Raw genomic sequence first — 18,443 nt, forward strand, 5'->3', positions numbered from 1 at the left:
AAGGTTAAGGACTGGCCCCTGGCGCCATAAGGCGAATTCGCACTAGGTGCACTAGTGCATTTGCACTTAAAGGGTTTACTTTTTTAGACGCAACTCGCCCGCAAACAGCCCGCGTTCACGGGCCCAGACGATGGCTGCGCTGCGGCTGTGCACCCCCAGTTTCGAGTACACCGTGGCGACATGATTGCGCACCGTATTGGGCGCCAGTTTCAGCCGCGAGGCGATCTCCTTGTCGGCCAGGCCTTCGCAAATCAAGCCCAGCACATCGCGCTCGCGGGCCGTGAGGTCGGTAAAGCTGATATTGGGTTGGTTGGGACTGTTGACGCTCTTGGCGTTGGCCAGTTTTTCGATGAGGGTCTGGCTGAACCAGGAGGCGTCCTGCATCACCTCTTCGATGGCGGCCACCAGTTCCAGTTCCGAGCGTTTGCGTTCGGTGATGTTCATCATCACCAGCAAGTAGCAGGGTACGTCCTGGATGATCACGGTGTCGGCAGAGACCACACAGTCGATCACCTCGTTGCCTTTTTTACGCACCTTGAGGTCCTGGCCGTCGAGATTGCCGGCTTTTTCCAGACTGGTGAACAACTGCGCACCCGCTTGGGGGCTGTCGATGAAGTCGATGTCTTCGACGGACTTGCCGATCAGTTCCTCACTGGTATAGCCGGTGAGACTCATGAACGCTTCGTTGATGTCCACCACCTGGCGGTTGGCGGCGCTGCACACCAGGGTGGGCACCGGGGTCAGGCGGAAAGACTTGGCGAAGCGTTCCTCACTCTGGCGCAGGGCGATTTCCGCTTTGCGTCGCGGCTCCAGGTCCATGAAGGAAAACAGCATGCAGTCCTCTTCGTTCATGTCCAGCGGCTGGCCGGCGACGATCACCAGTTTGCTGCCACCTTCGGGCAGTCTCAGTTCGGCCTGCATTTGCGGGATGGTCGCGCCTTCGCCCAGGCGCTGGATGGCCAGGTCCTTGCGTTCGGCCTGTTCCAGTACGTCCAGTTCATACACGGATTTGCCGATGACTTGGTCGCGGTTGTAGCCGGTCATTTCCAGAAAACCCTGGTTCACCTTGATGTAGCGCAGGTCGCTCAAGCGGCAGATCACCGCGGGCGCCGGATTGGCGTTGAAGGTTTTCTCGAACCGCTGCTCGGCGCTCGCCCATTCGGTGGCGTCGCTGAGGATCAGCACCAGCAATTCCGGTTCGCCGTGCGAGTCCGTGATGATCAGGCTGCGCAGGCGATGGACCCAGGTCTTATCGGCGTCAGCGATGGGGGTGCATTCGACCACCACATCACTGAACTCTTCGCCTGCGGCTACGCGGGCGAGGGGGTAGTTTTCCAGTAGCACCGGATGATTGTTGCGATAGCGCAGGGCGAAGTGTTCGGCGTAGGCCTGGGTATTGGCACCCAGTGCCGTGACGTCATCAATGCCGTGCATGTTCAGTGCGGCTTCATTGGCCCAGAGGATGGTCTGGTCGACCTCAGCGAGGATGATCCCGTCGGACACACCGGAGATTATTTGCTGCAGTTGGCGACGGTTGGTTTCTTTGGCGAGAACATCCTGGGTCATAGAATCTCCGGGTTTTGGGTGCATGAAAGTACGACACCCGGGTATCAGGATAGTGCAGAGAAAGTGCAGGGAGGGGAGTGCGAATGCACCAGGCCACCTGGTGCATTTGGGCCACGACTGAACGTATGTCGTTTCGCCACACTCACACCCATCAAGGCATTTCGCCTTGCTCCCATAACGTGTGAAGGACCTCTGTATGACCACTGTCTATGAAACCAATCGCTCGCTGTTTCGTGTGTCCTGGAGCTCGGTGCTCGCCGGTAGTGCAATTGCCCTGGTGACCTATCTGGTACTCAGTGTGCTGGGCACGGCCATCGGTGCCAGCGCGGTCAACCCCATGGAAGCCGGTAACCCGCTGAGCGGTTTCGGCACCGGGGCAGGGATCTGGCTGTTCGTCTCCACGCTGGTTGCCATCGGCGTTGGCGCGTTTGTCGCCGGCCGCACGGCACCGGATCGCGGCGGCCTGCACGGCGTGCTGACCTGGACCGTCACCACCTTGCTCACCACCTGGCTGCTGGCTGGCTTGGCCGCCAGTGTCGTCGGCACTGCCGGCAATGTGGTCGGTAAAGGCCTGTCGGCTGCAGGCAGTGGTATCGCCGCGGCGGCGCCAGGCATTGGTGACAGCATCAAGCAACAACTGAACGAGCAGGGTATCCAGTTGGATTGGAACAGCCTGCAAGGCGAACTCGATACCTTGCTCAAGCAGAGCGGCAAGCCTGAACTGGACCCGGCTAACGTCGAGCAGAAGACCGACCAGGCAGCCGCCGATGGCAAACAGTCCGCCACCGCCGCAGCGGCCGACCCTGCCCAGGCCGGCGATGCGCTGAAGCAATGGTTCGAGCGCGTCAAAGCCTCCGGTGAGCCTGCGCTGAACGCGGCCGATAAAGAAGCCCTGGTCAACATCGTGGCTGCCCGTACCGGCAAGAGCAAGGAAGAAGCCACGCAGATCGTCGACAACTACGCCCAGGCCTATCAACAGGCCATGCAGAAGGTCGATGAGCTGAAACAACAGGCTGAACAAAAAGCCCGTGAAGCCGCCGAAGTGGCCGCCAAGCAACTGTCCCGCGCTGCCTGGAGCACTTTGGCCATGCTGTTGCTGGGTGCGGCCTTGAGCTTTTTTGTGGGTCGCCTGGCGCTGACCAACCGTCGCGTGCCGTTGGCTTAAACCTTTGGGGCGAGTGGCAAGGACGCCGCTTTTCCCGTCACGACAGCGCTGTACTTGAGTGTGATACGCGTAAACTGGCGGCCTTTTACGCGTATGACACACAGGTGCCCCTTGAGCGCAGGCAAAGCCGTCGGACTGTTACTCCTCTCTTCTCTGTTGGCGGCGTGCGGTACTTCACCGCCACGCAACCCCAACGATCTCTGCAGCATCTTCCGTGAAAAGGACGACTGGTACGACGCCGCCAAAGTCACGCAAAAGCGTTGGGGCGTGCCGATCCAGGTGCCGTTCGCCATCATGTACCAAGAGTCGGGTTTCCATCAGGACGCCTTGGCCCCACGCAAATACCTGCTGTGGATCATCCCCTGGGGCCGCGTCTCTACCGCCGCGGGTTACGCCCAGGCCAAGGATGAGGTGTGGAACGACTACCGCAAAAGCACCGGCCGCAGCGGCGCCAGTCGCCATGACTTCGACGACGCCATCGACTTTGTCGGCTGGTACATGGACAAGACCTACAGCGTCAACGGCGTGTACAAATACGACGCCTACGGCCAGTACCTGAACTACCACGAAGGCTGGGGCGGCTACCGCCAGCGCACCTACGCCAGCAAAGCCTGGTTGCCGCCGGTGGCCAGCAAGGTACAGGCGCGCTCGCAGATGTATGCGCAGCAATATGCGGGGTGTAAGGATGATTTGGGGCGGGGATTCTGGAGTCGGTTTTGGCGGTGGTTGTGAGAGACCAAAAGCTGTTCCCACGCTGCAGGAGGCACGCAGCGTGGGAAGGCTCTTACGCTTGAACTAACCAACCTACCAGCGGCACTATCATCAATGTACTCAACGCCATTGAAGTGACATTACCTATATACGGGTGAACGTGTGCGGGCACGCGCGCTGCAATCGCACAGGCCAATGGCGGCGCGATCAGCGCCCCGAGCAGTGCACTCGAAGCAATGACTGTCCAACTACCACCATGGGTCAATACAGCCGCAGGCACGACGGATACCAGTGGAACGTAGGTTGGGTACCAGCCTCGTTTGATCCACTGTTTTCGCCAGATCACGACACCTGACAACGATGTCAGCGCCTGGGCGCCCAGCAGCGGCAAGACCAGGCCTGATCCATACGCCGGGCTGACGGGGTTCAGGGCGTATGCCAATAACACGCCTGCCAGCAACCCGAGACTGGCGAGTTCGTTCCCAAAAAACGGCGCTTCGGAAAAGTCTGCCAGTACCCGTCGAAGGCTCCAGGCTATCCCGTAAGTAGGCGGTTTTGCAGGCGCCGGTCTGGCGGGGGCGATGTAGTCGGAACGCACCAGCAAGGGCACTCTACGACACAGTACAAACGCTATGACACTGCCGACGGCCATGCCCACCACGTTGCCGATAACCACTGGAAGACCTAGCGGTACGCACACGAAGTTCACGATCAACAAGCACACAGGCGTCACCAGCAATGCGCCCAGCACCGCACCGTTTATCGCAACTTTCCAGCCGCCACCGAACATCAGCACCATCGCCGCCGGTAATGAGACGAACGCCGCGAACGTCGGTTGCCACGTCTGTGCGGTGACGCTCCAGCCCCACAGTAGATTGCTCAGCAGTAGCCCCAACAGTGAACTGGTTATCAGCCAAGGCCACAGTCCCGTTCCGTAGGAAATGGAAAATCCCTGCCAGGTTTTACCGTGCTTGCTTGCCCACCAAGCCAGGTAAGCGCCGCCCAGCAAGCCGAGTGATGCAAGTTCATGCTTGTAGAAGGCTACTTCACTGATATCCCCCAGTATCCACCGTAGCCACGCAACCGGATGGGGCAGGCTCGCGACCATCTCGGCGTAGCCCGGCCATGAGCCTTGAGTGCTCAGCGCTACCCAAAGCACCAGCAGTACGCTACTCAACCCCAGCATCAGGACGGTGATGTCCATCCAGGAACAGCCGGATCTCGTTTCGGTAATGAGTGTTTTCATGCTGTGCCCTCCGATCAACGTGGAAGGGCAGGGTGGTGGGAGTAACCGAGCATTTGATCGTAGAGATCATTACGTCGATCACGTTGCAGGTCATTGAGGCTGTTCCAGATCGGAGCACTGCGGGCGCTGGTGACATCAATGTCCGCGAACAGGATTTCCTGGCGATTGGCCGAAGCTACCGCGCCAATCGGCCAGCCGTTGGTGCCGGCAATCAACGAGCATCCGAGGTAGCGCGCTCCACGCTCTTCGCCAATGCGGCTGGCGGCGGCGATAAACACATTATTGACGTGGGCGGCGGTCATCGTCAGGTATGACGCCATGCATTTGCCTGCCTCATCGAATAGCGGCGGTGGCGTCCACACCCAGTTATTCAGGCTGCAAATAATATCGGCACCTTGCTGGCCAAGAATGCGGGGCACCTCCGGGAACCAGATATCCCAACAAATCAGCAAGCCAATACGGCCGATCGGCGTTTCAAACACTGGAAAGCCCGTATTGCCAGGGGTGAACCAAAGCTTTTCCAGGTTCCACAAATGCGCTTTGCGGTATTTGCCGATAAACCCGTCAGGACCTAGCAGCACGGCCGTATTGAACAACTGCATACCGTCTATTTCGCACAGGCCAGCCACCAGATAAACCTGATGCCTGCAGGCAAAATCTATCCATGCCTGCACACTGGTACCGTCTGGAACCAGTTCGGCGTGATCAAAAGCATCCTGGCGACTGCTGAAAAAATACCCGCAATTGGTGAGCTCAGGCAGCACGATCAGGTTGGCTCCGCCGTTTGCGGCTTCGGTTGCCAGTGCAAGACTTTGATGCAAGTTATTGGCTCGGTTATTCATGCCAACCTGAGGATCAAGTTGTATGACCGCTACGCGTGCAGGGCTTGCTGGTTCGCTCATGGAGGTGACCTCTTATTGTTATACAACCGGAAATCGGTTGGGTGTTTATAAGAGGCGAGCAAATGTTTAATTGAAAGTCGGGCGATTCCCGTTGCGTTGTAGTCTCTTTCTTTTACGGTTCGGCTTTGTAGGTGGGATAGTCATGCATAGTAAAACCTCCGTTGAATGTTGCACGGGTTTTGTTGCAAATGTTTATCACGGTATCCACTGCTCCTCTGAAACAGGGTTCCGTCCAGCCTGCATCGACGGAGAAAGACTCCCCGCAGAGGTAAAGGCCTGACTTATGAGAGAAGTTACGATTATATTGCAGTAGTTTCATAGCGTTGTAGTAAGTGCCTGCACGGTAAAGCTTTGCGCAACCCAGTGCGTTTTTATCGTTCATCCAGCGTTGCACGACCGCTTGTTTACGTCCGATGTAGGGTGATATTTTTTCTTTTATGTTTGTGGATTTCAACAGGATTCGGTCAAGGTCTTCGATGCATTTGTCTACAAGCTCTTCATCGCTGAACACCGATAACTTTGTGGCATCATCTTCCCACGTATAGCTGAGTAGGATGCAATCATAGGTGTTGGTGTTGTTATAGCGGTACGTGTATACATCATGAACTAAACTGTCTGTCACGAGCGTCTGCGGAATGTTCTTGTTGTGAGAGAGGAACGACTTTTTAAGCGGGGCGTACACTTTACAGCTGGTTTCCCAGTGAGCTGATTTGTAGGCTTCTGTGATCTCGAAGGGGAGCATTTCCTGGCTGAAGCCTTCAATGGATACCTGTGTTTCGATCAGCCATGAGGGCAGCGTCATTACGACAGAATCGCAATCGATGAATGCGTTGCTCGATGTTCCTTTTGGGCTGATGCTCCAGTCGTAATAGACGCGTATTTGCCCGTTGTTAAGTTTCTTCAGTTTTGTCACTGCACTGCTGGTCAATAACCCGGACTGACTTTTTATGAGGTGTTCGTACAAGGAATCCTGCGTTTCGCCAGGTTTGATGAAGAGCAGGGACTCGGCCAGCGATCCAAGGCCGATGTAGTTTGGTTTGTTGAACGCAATGCCTTTCGAATCCAACGTCTCGGGAGCATCCAAGTAAGGCGAGGCCATGAGGGTGCCGTCCGCGTTTACGCGGCCGTGGATCAATTGCAGATGACTACTGAACCCGAATATTGCCGTGCGTAGCGGATAAAGCGCGCAGACGTCATAAAACGCTCCCCAACTGCCATCACCAATTCCGATCGCGTAGAAAACAGCCGACTCCTGCGCCGTCATGCCCATGCCACCAAAGTTTCCAGGGTTGCTTTGATTCCAGTTGTCGATACTTGGCATTTTGACCAGGTCGCGAAAGGAAATACCTTCATATGTTCTGACTATCGACGCCCACATGTCCTCCCAGTGTTCAGCCCCATAATGTTCGGCGATGATCCGCGTCATGCGTTCGGCGAAGACTTTCCATTTTGCAAAAACGTTGCCCAACGTTTGACCCGGAGGCGGGGTTTTCCCATCGGCGTTTTTCCAGATGAGCATGGTGGGTTCTGTGCTGTTATCGATGCTTCCCTCTCGCAGGTAGATGCCCGTTGAGCGTACTGCAGGGCTACCCGGGTTTGGAAAGTCTGAGTGACGTAATTCGAACGCATTGGCGTAATAGGCCATCAGTGATCGGCCCTGTTTAGGGGGCTCGCTTGAGTGGTTGAAGAACGGCATCCTCATTGCCCCCATCTCGAAAGGTGGTCTGCCGACAGTGTTGGTATTGTTGTGTCCAAGGGCGGTAAGGTGCCTGCCGCCAATGCGTGTCGATTTTTCAAGTAAAGTCAGGTTGGTGAAACCGCATCGATACAGTTCGCGTGCGGTTGTTAAGCCTGTAATGCCCGCGCCGATGATGCAGATTTTATGTTGGGTTTCAGTGGCCAGCGCGATGCCATTTACTTGCTCGACCAACGCGCGATAGTCAAAGCACAAATCAGGCGGGTTGGGGTATGTCGCTCTCCATTTATTCTTGCTGGAGCGCTTTTCCCGATGATGCCGTTGAGCGATGTCGGCAGAGTAGTTAAAGTTGGAACCGATGGTCATTCTGATATTCCCTATTCAGAGTTAATGGGCTCTTCATAGGTTGAACGCGGGCGCTGTTAGCCTGAAATAAGCAGGCGTGACTTTTTGGCGAGGGTAAGTCGTATTCTTTCGTAAGGGCAGTGCCGACGACCAATGGTGAGGGAGTATGCCCCCTCACCCTGATAGCACTGTATTAGCTCGGCTGTATACACGGCAGCGTCCGATCCACCAAAACGCAGGGCCGTGATTTGAGCGGCGCAAGCGGTCGAGATCCTCTCGGAAGCGTCCTGCAAGTTAAAGGGAAATGTCGCCGATCTGGCTCCTGTGACCGCTTCAAGATTCTGCGTGGCTGTGCAGAACTCAAGATAGCCGACGCTTATCCGGTCAAATTCCACCCGCCTTTTGTACCCACCGAAACCTGGGCACAAAAACTGACATTAGTTTGCTCGCGTAAGGGAGTTGCACATCGTCATCATCGCGTCACATAAGCCCGCTTGCAGGTAAAGCGGGCTTTCTCATGAGTGTGTCTCGTGTGTACAAATAACGCATTGCCATGCGCCGGTGTGTAATATACACACCTAAGGGTTGGGCGATGAGAAGTCGAGAGCTGATTGACCTGCTGGTTGCGGAGGGTTGGTTTGAGGTGGCAGTTAAAGGCAGTCACCATCAGTTCAAACACCCTGTGAAGCGGGGGCGAATAACCGTCCCTCATCCCAAGTCGGAGATCGCCAAAGGCACTCTGCACAGTATTTTCAAATCAGCCGGTCTCAAATATTGATGCTGCTGAATGAGTTGGACGAGCTCCTGAGGGGCTTGTCTAAAGGAGGAGCAATGAAATTCCCGGTGGTCGTGCACAAAGATGCTGACTCGGATTACAGCGTGACGGTCCCTGACGTGCCGGGTTGTTTCTCGGCGGGAGGGTCTTTTTCCGAAGCACTGGATAATGTCCGCGAGGCATTGGCTTTGCATCTCGAAGGGCTGGTTGCCGATCAGGAACGGCTTCCTCAGGCACTGGAGGTTGATGCGCATTTAAGTAACCCGGATTTCGCCGGTGGCGTTTGGGCGATTGTCGACTTTGATCTCACGCCCTATCTGGGTAAGTCGGTACGGTTCAATGCTTCTTTGCCGGAACACCTGTTGCAACGTATTGATGAGCGTGTGCAAAAGGACCACCGCTATGCATCGCGGTCAGGTTTCTTAGCGACGGCAGCCTTGCGCGAACTCTCTGCTTAAAGCAACACAAGCAAACACTATGTATCCAAAGGGATGCCCATGAGCCACGAAGAACTCCAAATCACCGACCTCCGCCCCGGCACCGGCAAGACCGTGGTGAAGGGCGCGCTGATTACCACCCAATACACCGGCACCCTGGAAGACGGCACGGTGTTCGATTCGTCCTGGGAGCGGGGCAAGCCGTTTCAGTGTGTGATCGGTACCGGGCGTGTGATCAAGGGCTGGGACCAGGGCTTGATGGGCATGCAGGTGGGCGGTGTGCGCAGCTTGTTCGTGCCGGCGCATTTGGCTTATGGCGAGCGGTCGATGGGCGCACATATCAAGCCCAACAGTCATCTGCGCTTTGAGATCGAGTTGTTGGAAGTCCTGACGCGGGACGATTGAGGGCGGATGAATATGGACGTGGATGCGCACCTGTTGCCGGGGGGCTCCGTTGCGGGCATTCGGGTCACTGAGCTGGGCGGTGGGGATGAGGCCGAGCTGCAGCGGTTTTTTGAACGCGCACCGGATTACTTCGTCGCCGTGAATGGCGAGCCGGCCACGCCGACTGAAGCGCATGAGGAGTTGCGGGGGCAGTTGCCGGTAGGATGGACATGCCGGCGGATGTATTGGCTGGGTTACCGCGATCAGGACAATGAGCTGGTGGCGGTGGTGAACATTGCGGCGGATGTGTTGGCGGTCGGCGTCTGGCATATCGGTCTGTTGCTGGTGGATGCACGGTTGCACGGCACCGGGCTGGCGCACCAGCTGCATGCGGATCTTGAAGCGTGGGTGGTTCGCAATGACGGCCAATGGTTGCGGTTGACGGTGGTCATCGGCAACACCCGTGCTGAACGTTTCTGGCCAAAACTCGGTTATGTGCAGGTGCGTACCCGTGAGGGAATCACGATGGGGCGGCAGGTGAACAGGGTGTCGATTCAGGTCAAGGCGTTGGGCGGTGGGCAGGTGGATGATTACCTGGCATTGGTGGCAAGGGACCGACGAGACACCGCGTCACAGTAAATGTACACCCAACCCTGTGGGCGGGCGCTTGCTCCCTCTCACATTTGATCCTCAGTGGGCCCAGGAAAAGGCATACCTGAACCCTCCCTGAAGAATCTTCTTATTCATCATTCGGAAGCTTTCCTACGGTTTACTCTCCTAGTATCGGGGCGTAAGCTTCGCGCGTTTTCATCAATTGCGGAGACCCTCAGTGGGTACTTGTTCGAGTGACAGTAGTCGGCCGGTTTCGTTGACCGGCATAGACTTGGCAAGGTAACGCGCATTTTCCAGATGCCGTTGTCTCGCCAATAAAGCGAGAAGCGGCATCGCGGCAGTGACCAGTCCTGGCTCCTGTCCGATTCCCTCTCATCGACGCTGACCAGCACCTGATTAACCTCGGGATGCGACGGACGCGCCTGCCTTTTACGGCGGGCGGGCCAAGCCGGCTGTGCCTTTAAAACGGGCGCGGTGCGCGAGGCGGTACCTGCACGAGTGTTTCCTCGCGCAGGAGTAACACCATGAACTTCACACTGTTGAAAGAGTTCTTCGCCGGCTTCCTGCGGACCCGGCATATCGCCCGGCATTTCCGCCGCTTGGCGATGCTCGACACCGTGGCCGACGCCAGCGTCAGCCGCGAAGTGCCGCCGACCCTAGCGCAAACCCTGGTGATTTCGGCCAACAGCAGTGCCGTGCAATTGCTCGGCACGCTGGGCAGTCACTCCGAAGGCTTGAATACCCAGGAAGCCGACGCCCTGCGCGTGCAATACGGCCTCAACGAAGTCGAGCACGAGCAGCCGCTGCCGTGGTGGGTGCACCTGTGGCACTGCTACAAAAACCCCTTCAACCTGCTGCTGACTTTGCTGGCGGTGATCTCCTGGCTGACCGAGGACATGAAGGCGGCCACGGTGATTTTCTCCATGGTGGTGCTCTCGACACTGCTGCGCTTCTGGCAGGAGGCCAAGTCAAACAAGGCGGCCGACGCCCTCAAGGCGATGGTGAGCAACACGGCGACCGTGCTGCGTCGGGATGAAACCAAGCGCATCGAGCTGCCCATCAAACACTTGGTGCCGGGTGACCTGATCGTGCTGTCGGCCGGTGACATGATCCCCGCCGACTGCCGTGTCATCAGTGCCAAGGACCTGTTCGTAAGCCAGGCGGCGATGACCGGCGAATCGATGCCGGTGGAGAAGTTCGCCCAGCAGCAAGATGCCAACACCCGTAACCCGCTGGACCTGGAAAACATCCTGTTCATGGGCACCAACGTGGTGTCCGGCGCGGCGACGGCGGTGATCCTGACTACCGGCAACAGCACCTATTTCGGTGCGTTGGCCCAGCGCGTCACCGCTACCGACCGCGCGACCACCTCGTTCCAGCAAGGCGTCAACAAGGTCAGTTGGTTGCTCATCCGCTTCATGTTCGTGATGGCGCCACTGGTGCTGTTCATCAACGGGTTCACCAAGGGTGACTGGACTGAAGCGCTGTTGTTCGCGCTGTCGATTGCCGTGGGCCTGACCCCGGAAATGCTGCCGATGATCGTCACCTCGACCCTGGCCAAAGGCGCGGTGTTTCTCTCGCGTAAAAAAGTCATCGTCAAGCGTCTGGACGCGATCCAGAACTTCGGCGCCATGGACGTGCTGTGCACCGACAAGACCGGCACCCTGACCCAGGACAGGATTTTCCTCGCGCGCCATGTGGACGTGTGGGGGGAAGAGTCCGACGACGTGTTGGAAATGGCCTACCTCAACAGCTACTACCAGACGGGCCTGAAAAACCTGTTGGACGTGGCGGTGTTGGAGCATGTGGAGGTGCATCGTGAGCTGAAGGTGGGTACGGCGTTCCAGAAAGTCGATGAGATCCCGTTCGACTTCAATCGTCGCCGCATGTCCGTCGTGGTCGCCGAGCAAGGCCAGCCACACCTGTTGATCTGCAAAGGGGCGGTCGAAGAGATTCTGTCGGTGTGTAACAACGTGCGCCATGGCGACGTCAACGAAGCGCTGACCGATGACCTGCTGGCGCGCATTCGCCAGGTCACCGCCGCGTTCAACGAAGAAGGCCTGCGCGTGGTGGCCGTGGCCGCGCAACCGATGGCGCCGGGGCGCGACACCTATAGCCTGGCGGATGAACAAAACCTCACGCTGATCGGTTATGTGGCTTTTCTCGACCCACCGAAGGAAAGCACCGCGCCTGCGCTCAAGGCTCTCAAAGCCCACGGCGTCGCCGTGAAAGTACTGACAGGTGACAATGAATTGGTCACCGCTAAAATCTGCCGCGAAGTGGGCCTGGAGCAACAGGGCCTGCTGATGGGCAATGACATCGAGGACATGACCGACGCCGAGCTGGCCAAGGCCGTGGAAACCACCAATGTGTTCGCCAAGCTGACGCCGTCCCATAAGGAGCGCATCGTGCGCCTGCTCAAGGCTAACGGGCATGTGGTGGGCTTTATGGGTGATGGCATCAACGACGCGCCGGCGCTGCGTACTGCCGATATCGGGATTTCGGTGGACAGTGCGGTGGATATCGCCAAGGAAGCCGCCGACATCATCCTGTTGGAAAAGAGCCTGATGATTCTGGAGGAGGGCGTGCTGGAAGGCCGGCGTACCTTCGCCAACATGCTCAAGTACATCAAGATGACCGCCAGTTCCAACTTCGGCAACGTGTTTTCGGTGCTGGTGGCCAGTGCGTTTATTCCGTTCCTGCCGATGCTGCCGATGCACCTGCTGGTGCAAAACCTGCTGTATGACATTTCGCAGATCGCGATTCCGTTCGATAACGTCGACGCCGAGATGCTCGCCAAGCCGCAACGCTGGCAGCCCGGCGATGTGGGGCGGTTCATGCTGTTTTTTGGGCCGATCAGTTCGATCTTTGACATCACCACGTTCGCGCTCATGTGGTATGTCTTCGATGCCAACACCCCGGACCACCAGACGCTGTTCCAGTCCGGCTGGTTCGTGGTGGGGCTGCTGACCCAGACGCTGATCGTGCACATGATCCGCACCCCGAAAATCCCGTTCCTGCAGAGCCGCGCGGCGATGCCGTTAATGGTGATGACCGGTGTGATCATGGCCGTGGGGATTTTCCTGCCGATGGGGCCGCTGGCGCACTACTTCAAATTGCAGGCGCTGCCGTCGCTGTACTTTGTGTTCCTGCCGGTGATCCTGCTGGCGTACATGGCGCTGACCCAGGCGGTGAAGGGCTACTACATCCGTAAGTTCGGGTGGCAATAAACAGGGAAGATCTTCTATGCAAGCAATCGACAACATCAACCTCAACTCCCTGGTTGATACGCTGGTCAGCCTCACCGCGGCCTTCATCCTCGGTGGCCTGATCGGTTTCGAGCGCCAGTACCGACAGCGCACGGCAGGTCTGCGGACCAACGTGCTGGTGGCGGTGGGCGCGGCGATCTTCGTCGACATGGCCAACCGTCTCGGCGGTGCGGAAGGCGCGGTGCGGGTGGTGGCGTATGTGGTCTCGGGCATCGGCTTTCTCGGCGCCGGCGTGATCATGCGCGAGGAAGGCAACGTGCGTGGGCTCAACACGGCCGCCACCCTCTGGGCGTCGGCGGCGGTGGGTGCCTGCGCGGGTGCCGACCTGATCCTGGAAGCGCTGCTGGGCACCCTGTTTGTGCTGGCGGCCAACACCTTGCTGCGGCCGATCGTCAATAACATCAACCGTCAGCCGTTGGACGTGGTGTCGGCGGAGGTCACCAATATCCTGTATGTCATTGCACGGCGTACTCAGCAGAAAGCCGTATTGGCGTTGCTGGAAGCCGAGCTGGCGTGTTGTAACTATCCCGCCAGCGATGTCGACGTGCGCCCCTTCGGCACGGAGGAGGTGGAAATAGAAGCCACTCTGGCCGTGACGTCGGTAGACGGTGACGAACTGGATGCGCTGGTGGCGCGAATTTCGATGTCTACCCTCGTCGTGCAGGCGTTCTGGAGCCCCAGTACTACCGAGTAGTCCCCGGCTGTCAGGCATTGTCCCGTGCAACGCGGGTCATGCTATCGCGAGGAAAAGTCCTACAATAATTCGAGACTATCCCTTCATTTGATAAGACACGCTGTTGTTAAGGTTTCCCGCTTGCGCCTCAGGAACCAGGGCGTGGCTCTATGTGTTTACCGTGTTTTATCAAAAGGAGGGGTCTGTACTGCCTGCAGAGTAATCAGCGCCGTTTGTCGGAACTGTTACTTTTCACAGGTAGATAGGTCCCGCGTGATATGTAAGCGTACTGATCCTCTCGGGGGAGTCTTATGAGCAAAGCTTTAATTGTGGATGATCACCCTTTTATACGCGCCACTGTGAAACATCTGTTGAAACAGGAAGGCTTCGTAGAAATCCTGGAAGCGGGCAACGGTGCCGACGCTATGCAGATTGCGCGGGTGCATCGTCCGGACTTGGTCATCCTCGATCTGGCAATGCCCAAGCTCGGCGGGTTGGAGGTGATCAGCCGGATCAAGGCGCTCGAACTGCCTTGCAAGATCCTGGTGCTGACCTCTTATCTTGCGGTGTTCTTCTCCACCCGCTGCATGCGCGCCGGTGCCATGGGCTTTGTGGCCAAGACGGGTGAGCTTGATGAGTTGCAAAAGGCAATCAGGGCGATCCGGTCTGGTTACAGTTGCTTCCCCAGCCTGCCCACCAGTTCAGTCCGCCGCGACGATTTGCAGACCACCGAGCAGGAATTGGTGGACGCACTGTCGGACCGCGAGCTGACCGTGTTGCAAAAGCTGGCGCTGGGCCTGGGCAACAAGGAAATCGCTGAGGACATGCTGTTGAGCCATAAGACTATCAGCACCTACAAGACGCGACTAAAGGAGAAGCTGCGCATGTCATCGGTGGTGCACCTGTCCAAGTTTGCGCAGCGCAACCACCTGATCTGATTTGAAATGACCACCTTTCGGCGGCTGAAACTCACGGCCATCCTGCTGTTGGGGCTGTTGCCCTACTCGGCGATGGCCCTGGACGAACCCCATACCCTGCGGCTCCTCGGCCATTCTTCCCTTGAACACCCCAGTGTTGAGCTTGATGAAAGCGACTGGCGCTGGCTGCGCGAGCGGCGCACGTTAGTGATGGGGGTGTCCGCGCCCGACTACGCCCCTTTCGACTTGAGCAACGATAATGATTTTGAAGGGATCACTGCTGACTATACGTGGCTGATCAGCCTTATTTTGAATGTACCTATCGAGGTTAGACGCTACGACACCCGCGATGAAGTGATCGAGGCACTCAAGCTGGGCAACGTGGATCTGGTCGGGTCGGCCAACGGCTATGAGGCGGCCGACAAAGCGCTGGTATTGTCCCGTTCCTACGCCAATGATCAACCCGTATTGGTGACCCGCGCGGGGGACAGTCATTCATTGAGCGTCGACCTGGCCGGCAAACGTGTCGCGATGCTCTACCACTATATGCAGCCCGACGCTGTCCAGGCCTTTTATCCCCAGGCGCAATTGTTGTTATATGGCTCGACCCACCAGGCCATCGGTTCCGTAGCGTTCGGCCAGGCCGATGTTTACCTCGGCGATGCCATCAGCACCCGCTACCTGATCAACAAGAATCACCTGAATAACGTGCGCATGGCTGATTTTTCCGCGCTGGAGGTCAACCCGTTCGGGTTCGCTTTCACCGGGGACAATATCCGCCTGTTGAAGATCGTCAATGCCGCGCTGGCTGTCATCCCGGCCGGCCAGCAGATGGAAATTCTGCGGCGCTGGAGTGCGGGCGGCAGCGGCTTTCTGGAGGCTGACCGGTTGCGCTTGAGTGACAGTGAACAGCGCTGGCTGGAGAAGCATCCACGCGTGAAAGTCGCGGCGCTCGACAAGTTTATGCCGCTGTCATTTTTCAATGAGCAAGGGCAGTTCATCGGCTTGAGTGACGAGGTGTTGTCGCGGATCAGCTTGCGCACAGGCTTGAAATTCGAGGTGGTGCAGGGCAGTTCGTTGCCTCGGCAAGTGGACGAGGTCAGCGCTGGCCAAGTGGAGATGATGGCGGTGATCACGCCCAGCGTCGAGCGCTCCGAGAAAGTCCGTTTTACCCGGCCTTACTTGTCCAACCCCTATGTGCTGGTGGCGCGCGCCAGCGATGAGCACCTGCTTACCCTGGAAGACATGCCCGGCAAACGCCTGGCGTTTATCGGCGGCAACAGCCTCGCCGTGCAAGTGGCGCGGGATTATCCTGGTATCGTCTTTGTGGCGGTCGAGAACCCTGAGCAAGCCATGGAGTTGGTCGCCAAAGGCGGTGTCGATGCGACGGTTGTGTCGCTGATCAGTGCCCGTTACATGATCGCGCGCCATTACCGTGATCGCCTGCGTATCACCAGTACGGTGGGTACGGAACCGGCGCGGATTGCCTTCGGCGTCAATCGCAGCCAGCTGGAGCTGTATTCAATCCTCGAGAAGGCGCTGTTGAGTATCACGCCCGAGGAAATGGACGAACTGACCAACCATTGGCGCAGTGAGATCATCATCGAGGACAGCTACTGGATCAGCCATCGCAACGTGATTATCCAAGGGTTCGGCCTGGCAGCCGTGCTGTTGTTGGTCACGTTGGGTTGGGTGCTCTACCTGCGTAACCTGATTCACAAGCGTGCCCAGGCCGAACGGGCCTTGAGCGACCAGATGCGGTTTATGAGTGTGCTGATCGACGGCACGCCCCACCCGATTTATGTACGTGACCGCCAGGGCCGCTTGATGGCGTGTAATAACGCTTACCTTGATGTGTTCGGCTTCAAGTTGGAGGACGTGATCGGCAAGACCGTGGTGGAAACCGACACCGGCAACCCGCCCCAGGCTCAATCTTTCCATGCTGACTATTTGAGCTTGATGGAGCGTGGGGAGCCGCAGATTCACGACCGGGTGCTCAAGGTGCCCGGCGGTGGCGTGTTGACGATTTACCAATGGATGCTGCCGTACCGTGATAGCAACGGCAACGTGGTGGGCATGATTGCTGGCTGGGTGGATGTCAGCGAACGCCAGCGCCTGCTGGGCCAGTTGCAGGAAGCCAAGGAGGAGGCCGACGCCGCCAATCGCGCCAAGACCACCTTCCTGGCGACCATGAGTCATGAGATCCGAACGCCCATGAACGCGGTGATCGGCATGATCGAATTGGCTCAGAAGAACGCCGAGCAGGGCCGCGTCGATCAGGATGCCCTCGAAGTGGCATCGATGGCGTCCCGCAGCATGCTGGAGCTGATCGGCGATATCTTGGATATTGCGCGGATCGAAACCGGTCACCTGTCCCTGACCCTGGCACCTGCCAATCTCCATGAAATGTTGGCTTCCGTGGCACGGGTTTTCGAAGGGCTGGCGCGGGATAAGGGGCTGTTGCTGCACGTGGAGCTCGACCCGATGATCGACCGGTCAGTGTTGATCGACCCTATGCGCTTCAAACAAGTGGTGTCCAATCTGCTGGGCAATGCCATCAAGTTTACCGCGACCGGCCAGGTACGCCTGGGCGCCCAGTGCACACCGGCATTGGCGAGCGACCCTCTGAACCTTCGGCTGTATGTGGAGGACACGGGGATTGGCATCAGTGCCGAGGATCAACAACGTTTGTTCAACCCTTTTATCCAGGGCAGCAATAACGATCAATCAGCACGCAGTGGTTCGGGGTTGGGCTTGGTGATCAGTCGCAATCTGTGCGAGATGATGGGCGGCCAACTGCATTTGAGCAGTGTGCTGGGCAAGGGGACTCGGGTGGATGTGACCCTGGCGCTGGAGTTGGCCACCGCTGCACCGCTTTCTTCATCGGCTCCGCCTGTGCCCCCGGCTCATGCATTGAGCCTCCTGGTGGTGGATGACTACCCGGCCAACCGCCTGTTGCTGACTCGGCAATTGAGCTTCCTGGGGCATCGCATCGTCACGGCCGAAGATGGCGCCGAGGGGTTCGCACTGTGGCAGGCCGGGCATTTTGATGGCGTGATCACCGATAGCAATATGCCTGTTATGGACGGCTACACGTTGGCCCGTGATATCCGTGCACAAGAGCGTCGGCTCGGCCTGGTTCCGTGCCTGTTGCTGGGGTTCACCGCCAACGCCCAACCGGAGGAAACCGAGCGCTGCCGGCAGGCGGGCATGGATGGTTGTCTGTTCAAACCGACCGGTCTTGATGATTTGCGTGTGGCGCTGGCATCACGCACTGCCAGTGCCGCCGTGGAGGACGCCGAACCGACGTTTGATTTGAGCGCATTGGTCATGCTGACGGGGGGCGACGGTGCCGTGCTTGATGAGTTGCTGCTGCCATTGCTCAATAGCCTCGCAGAGGACCGCCTGTTGCTGCCGGCGCTGCAACAGCACGCGGATTTCGCCAAGCTGCATGACCTGGCTCATCGTATAAAAGGCGGTGCCCGGATGGTCAGGGCCCAGGCGTTGGTCGCCGGTTGCGAAACCTTGGAGGAGGCGTGTCAAAGGCGTGACCGTGATGCATTGTCGGCAGCGGTGGAGGCGGTTGGCATGGCCGTCGATGGCTTGCATCAGCGCCTGAGCCTGCACCTGCACAGCAAGCACGCCTGATAGCCATTCGGTGGATTTGGGACAACTCCTACATTGAACGGGAATAAGCCTGATTTTGTCGTCAGTGTATGTCTGGAGAATGGGCCTCGCTCACTGA

Annotated in this window: 14 protein-coding genes; 10 read left to right on the forward strand and 4 right to left on the reverse strand. The window is 57.9% G+C overall.

Annotated features, from left to right (window positions below):
- Nucleotides 1-75 precede the first annotated feature (75 nt).
- Nucleotides 76-1,566: a helix-turn-helix transcriptional regulator gene (locus AC3ZU9_RS22310; RefSeq protein WP_064055491.1), complete on the reverse strand. Its 1,491-nt coding sequence runs from the start codon at nucleotides 1,564-1,566 to the stop codon at nucleotides 76-78.
- A gap of 196 nt (nucleotides 1,567-1,762) precedes the next feature.
- Here AC3ZU9_RS22310 and AC3ZU9_RS22315 point away from each other — a divergent pair, with 196 nt between their 5' ends.
- Together AC3ZU9_RS22315 and AC3ZU9_RS22320 are read left to right on the forward strand one after the other, a co-directional pair.
- The gene (locus tag AC3ZU9_RS22315) at nucleotides 1,763-2,731 is read left to right on the forward strand and encodes a hypothetical protein (protein WP_122811093.1); all 969 of its coding nucleotides are present in this window, start codon (nucleotides 1,763-1,765) and stop codon (nucleotides 2,729-2,731) included.
- A 111-nt stretch (nucleotides 2,732-2,842) separates the two neighbouring features.
- Nucleotides 2,843-3,463, forward strand: a complete 621-nt coding sequence (locus AC3ZU9_RS22320; protein WP_012723408.1) for a transglycosylase SLT domain-containing protein — start codon at nucleotides 2,843-2,845, stop codon at nucleotides 3,461-3,463.
- A 52-nt stretch (nucleotides 3,464-3,515) separates the two neighbouring features.
- Here the strand turns inward: AC3ZU9_RS22320 and AC3ZU9_RS22325 are convergent, their stop codons facing one another.
- From AC3ZU9_RS22325 to AC3ZU9_RS22335, 3 genes are all read right to left on the reverse strand, one after another.
- Entirely contained in the window at nucleotides 3,516-4,688 is a 1,173-nt protein-coding gene (locus AC3ZU9_RS22325) for a hypothetical protein (protein ID WP_206077239.1), read from the reverse strand.
- 14 nt (nucleotides 4,689-4,702) lie between these two features.
- Nucleotides 4,703-5,590 (reverse strand): nitrilase family protein, encoded by an 888-nt coding sequence (locus tag AC3ZU9_RS22330; protein WP_012723410.1) that lies wholly within the window; start codon nucleotides 5,588-5,590, stop codon nucleotides 4,703-4,705.
- Nucleotides 5,591-5,702: 112 nt separating this feature from the next.
- Nucleotides 5,703-7,652 (reverse strand): flavin monoamine oxidase family protein, encoded by a 1,950-nt coding sequence (locus tag AC3ZU9_RS22335; protein ID WP_490091322.1) that lies wholly within the window; start codon nucleotides 7,650-7,652, stop codon nucleotides 5,703-5,705.
- Between the two features lie 571 nt (nucleotides 7,653-8,223).
- On the opposite strand from AC3ZU9_RS22335, the gene AC3ZU9_RS22340 reads away from it, so the two are divergent.
- From AC3ZU9_RS22340 to AC3ZU9_RS22375, 8 genes are all read left to right on the forward strand, one after another.
- Complete coding sequence (locus AC3ZU9_RS22340; RefSeq protein ID WP_082894011.1) at nucleotides 8,224-8,409, forward strand: type II toxin-antitoxin system HicA family toxin; 186 nt, start codon at nucleotides 8,224-8,226, stop codon at nucleotides 8,407-8,409.
- 53 nt (nucleotides 8,410-8,462) lie between these two features.
- Nucleotides 8,463-8,864: a type II toxin-antitoxin system HicB family antitoxin gene (locus tag AC3ZU9_RS22345; protein ID WP_064055496.1), complete on the forward strand. Its 402-nt coding sequence runs from the start codon at nucleotides 8,463-8,465 to the stop codon at nucleotides 8,862-8,864.
- Nucleotides 8,865-8,903: 39 nt separating this feature from the next.
- Nucleotides 8,904-9,248, forward strand: a complete 345-nt coding sequence (locus AC3ZU9_RS22350; RefSeq protein ID WP_064055497.1) for an FKBP-type peptidyl-prolyl cis-trans isomerase — start codon at nucleotides 8,904-8,906, stop codon at nucleotides 9,246-9,248.
- Nucleotides 9,249-9,260: 12 nt separating this feature from the next.
- A complete protein-coding gene (locus AC3ZU9_RS22355) occupies nucleotides 9,261-9,866 on the forward strand; it encodes a GNAT family N-acetyltransferase (protein ID WP_490091361.1) in 606 nt (201 codons plus the stop codon).
- 497 nt (nucleotides 9,867-10,363) lie between these two features.
- Complete coding sequence (gene mgtA / locus AC3ZU9_RS22360; protein ID WP_012723415.1) at nucleotides 10,364-13,069, forward strand: magnesium-translocating P-type ATPase; 2,706 nt, start codon at nucleotides 10,364-10,366, stop codon at nucleotides 13,067-13,069.
- Between the two features lie 16 nt (nucleotides 13,070-13,085).
- Nucleotides 13,086-13,802, forward strand: coding sequence for an MgtC/SapB family protein (locus AC3ZU9_RS22365; RefSeq protein ID WP_490091323.1), 717 nt, complete (start codon nucleotides 13,086-13,088; stop codon nucleotides 13,800-13,802).
- Between the two features lie 290 nt (nucleotides 13,803-14,092).
- Nucleotides 14,093-14,719, forward strand: coding sequence for a response regulator transcription factor (locus tag AC3ZU9_RS22370; RefSeq protein ID WP_012723417.1), 627 nt, complete (start codon nucleotides 14,093-14,095; stop codon nucleotides 14,717-14,719).
- Between the two features lie 6 nt (nucleotides 14,720-14,725).
- The gene (locus AC3ZU9_RS22375; RefSeq protein WP_490091324.1) at nucleotides 14,726-18,346 is read left to right on the forward strand and encodes a transporter substrate-binding domain-containing protein; all 3,621 of its coding nucleotides are present in this window, start codon (nucleotides 14,726-14,728) and stop codon (nucleotides 18,344-18,346) included.
- Nucleotides 18,347-18,443 lie beyond the last annotated feature (97 nt).

This window comes from Pseudomonas sp. A39 (genome assembly GCF_058145955.1).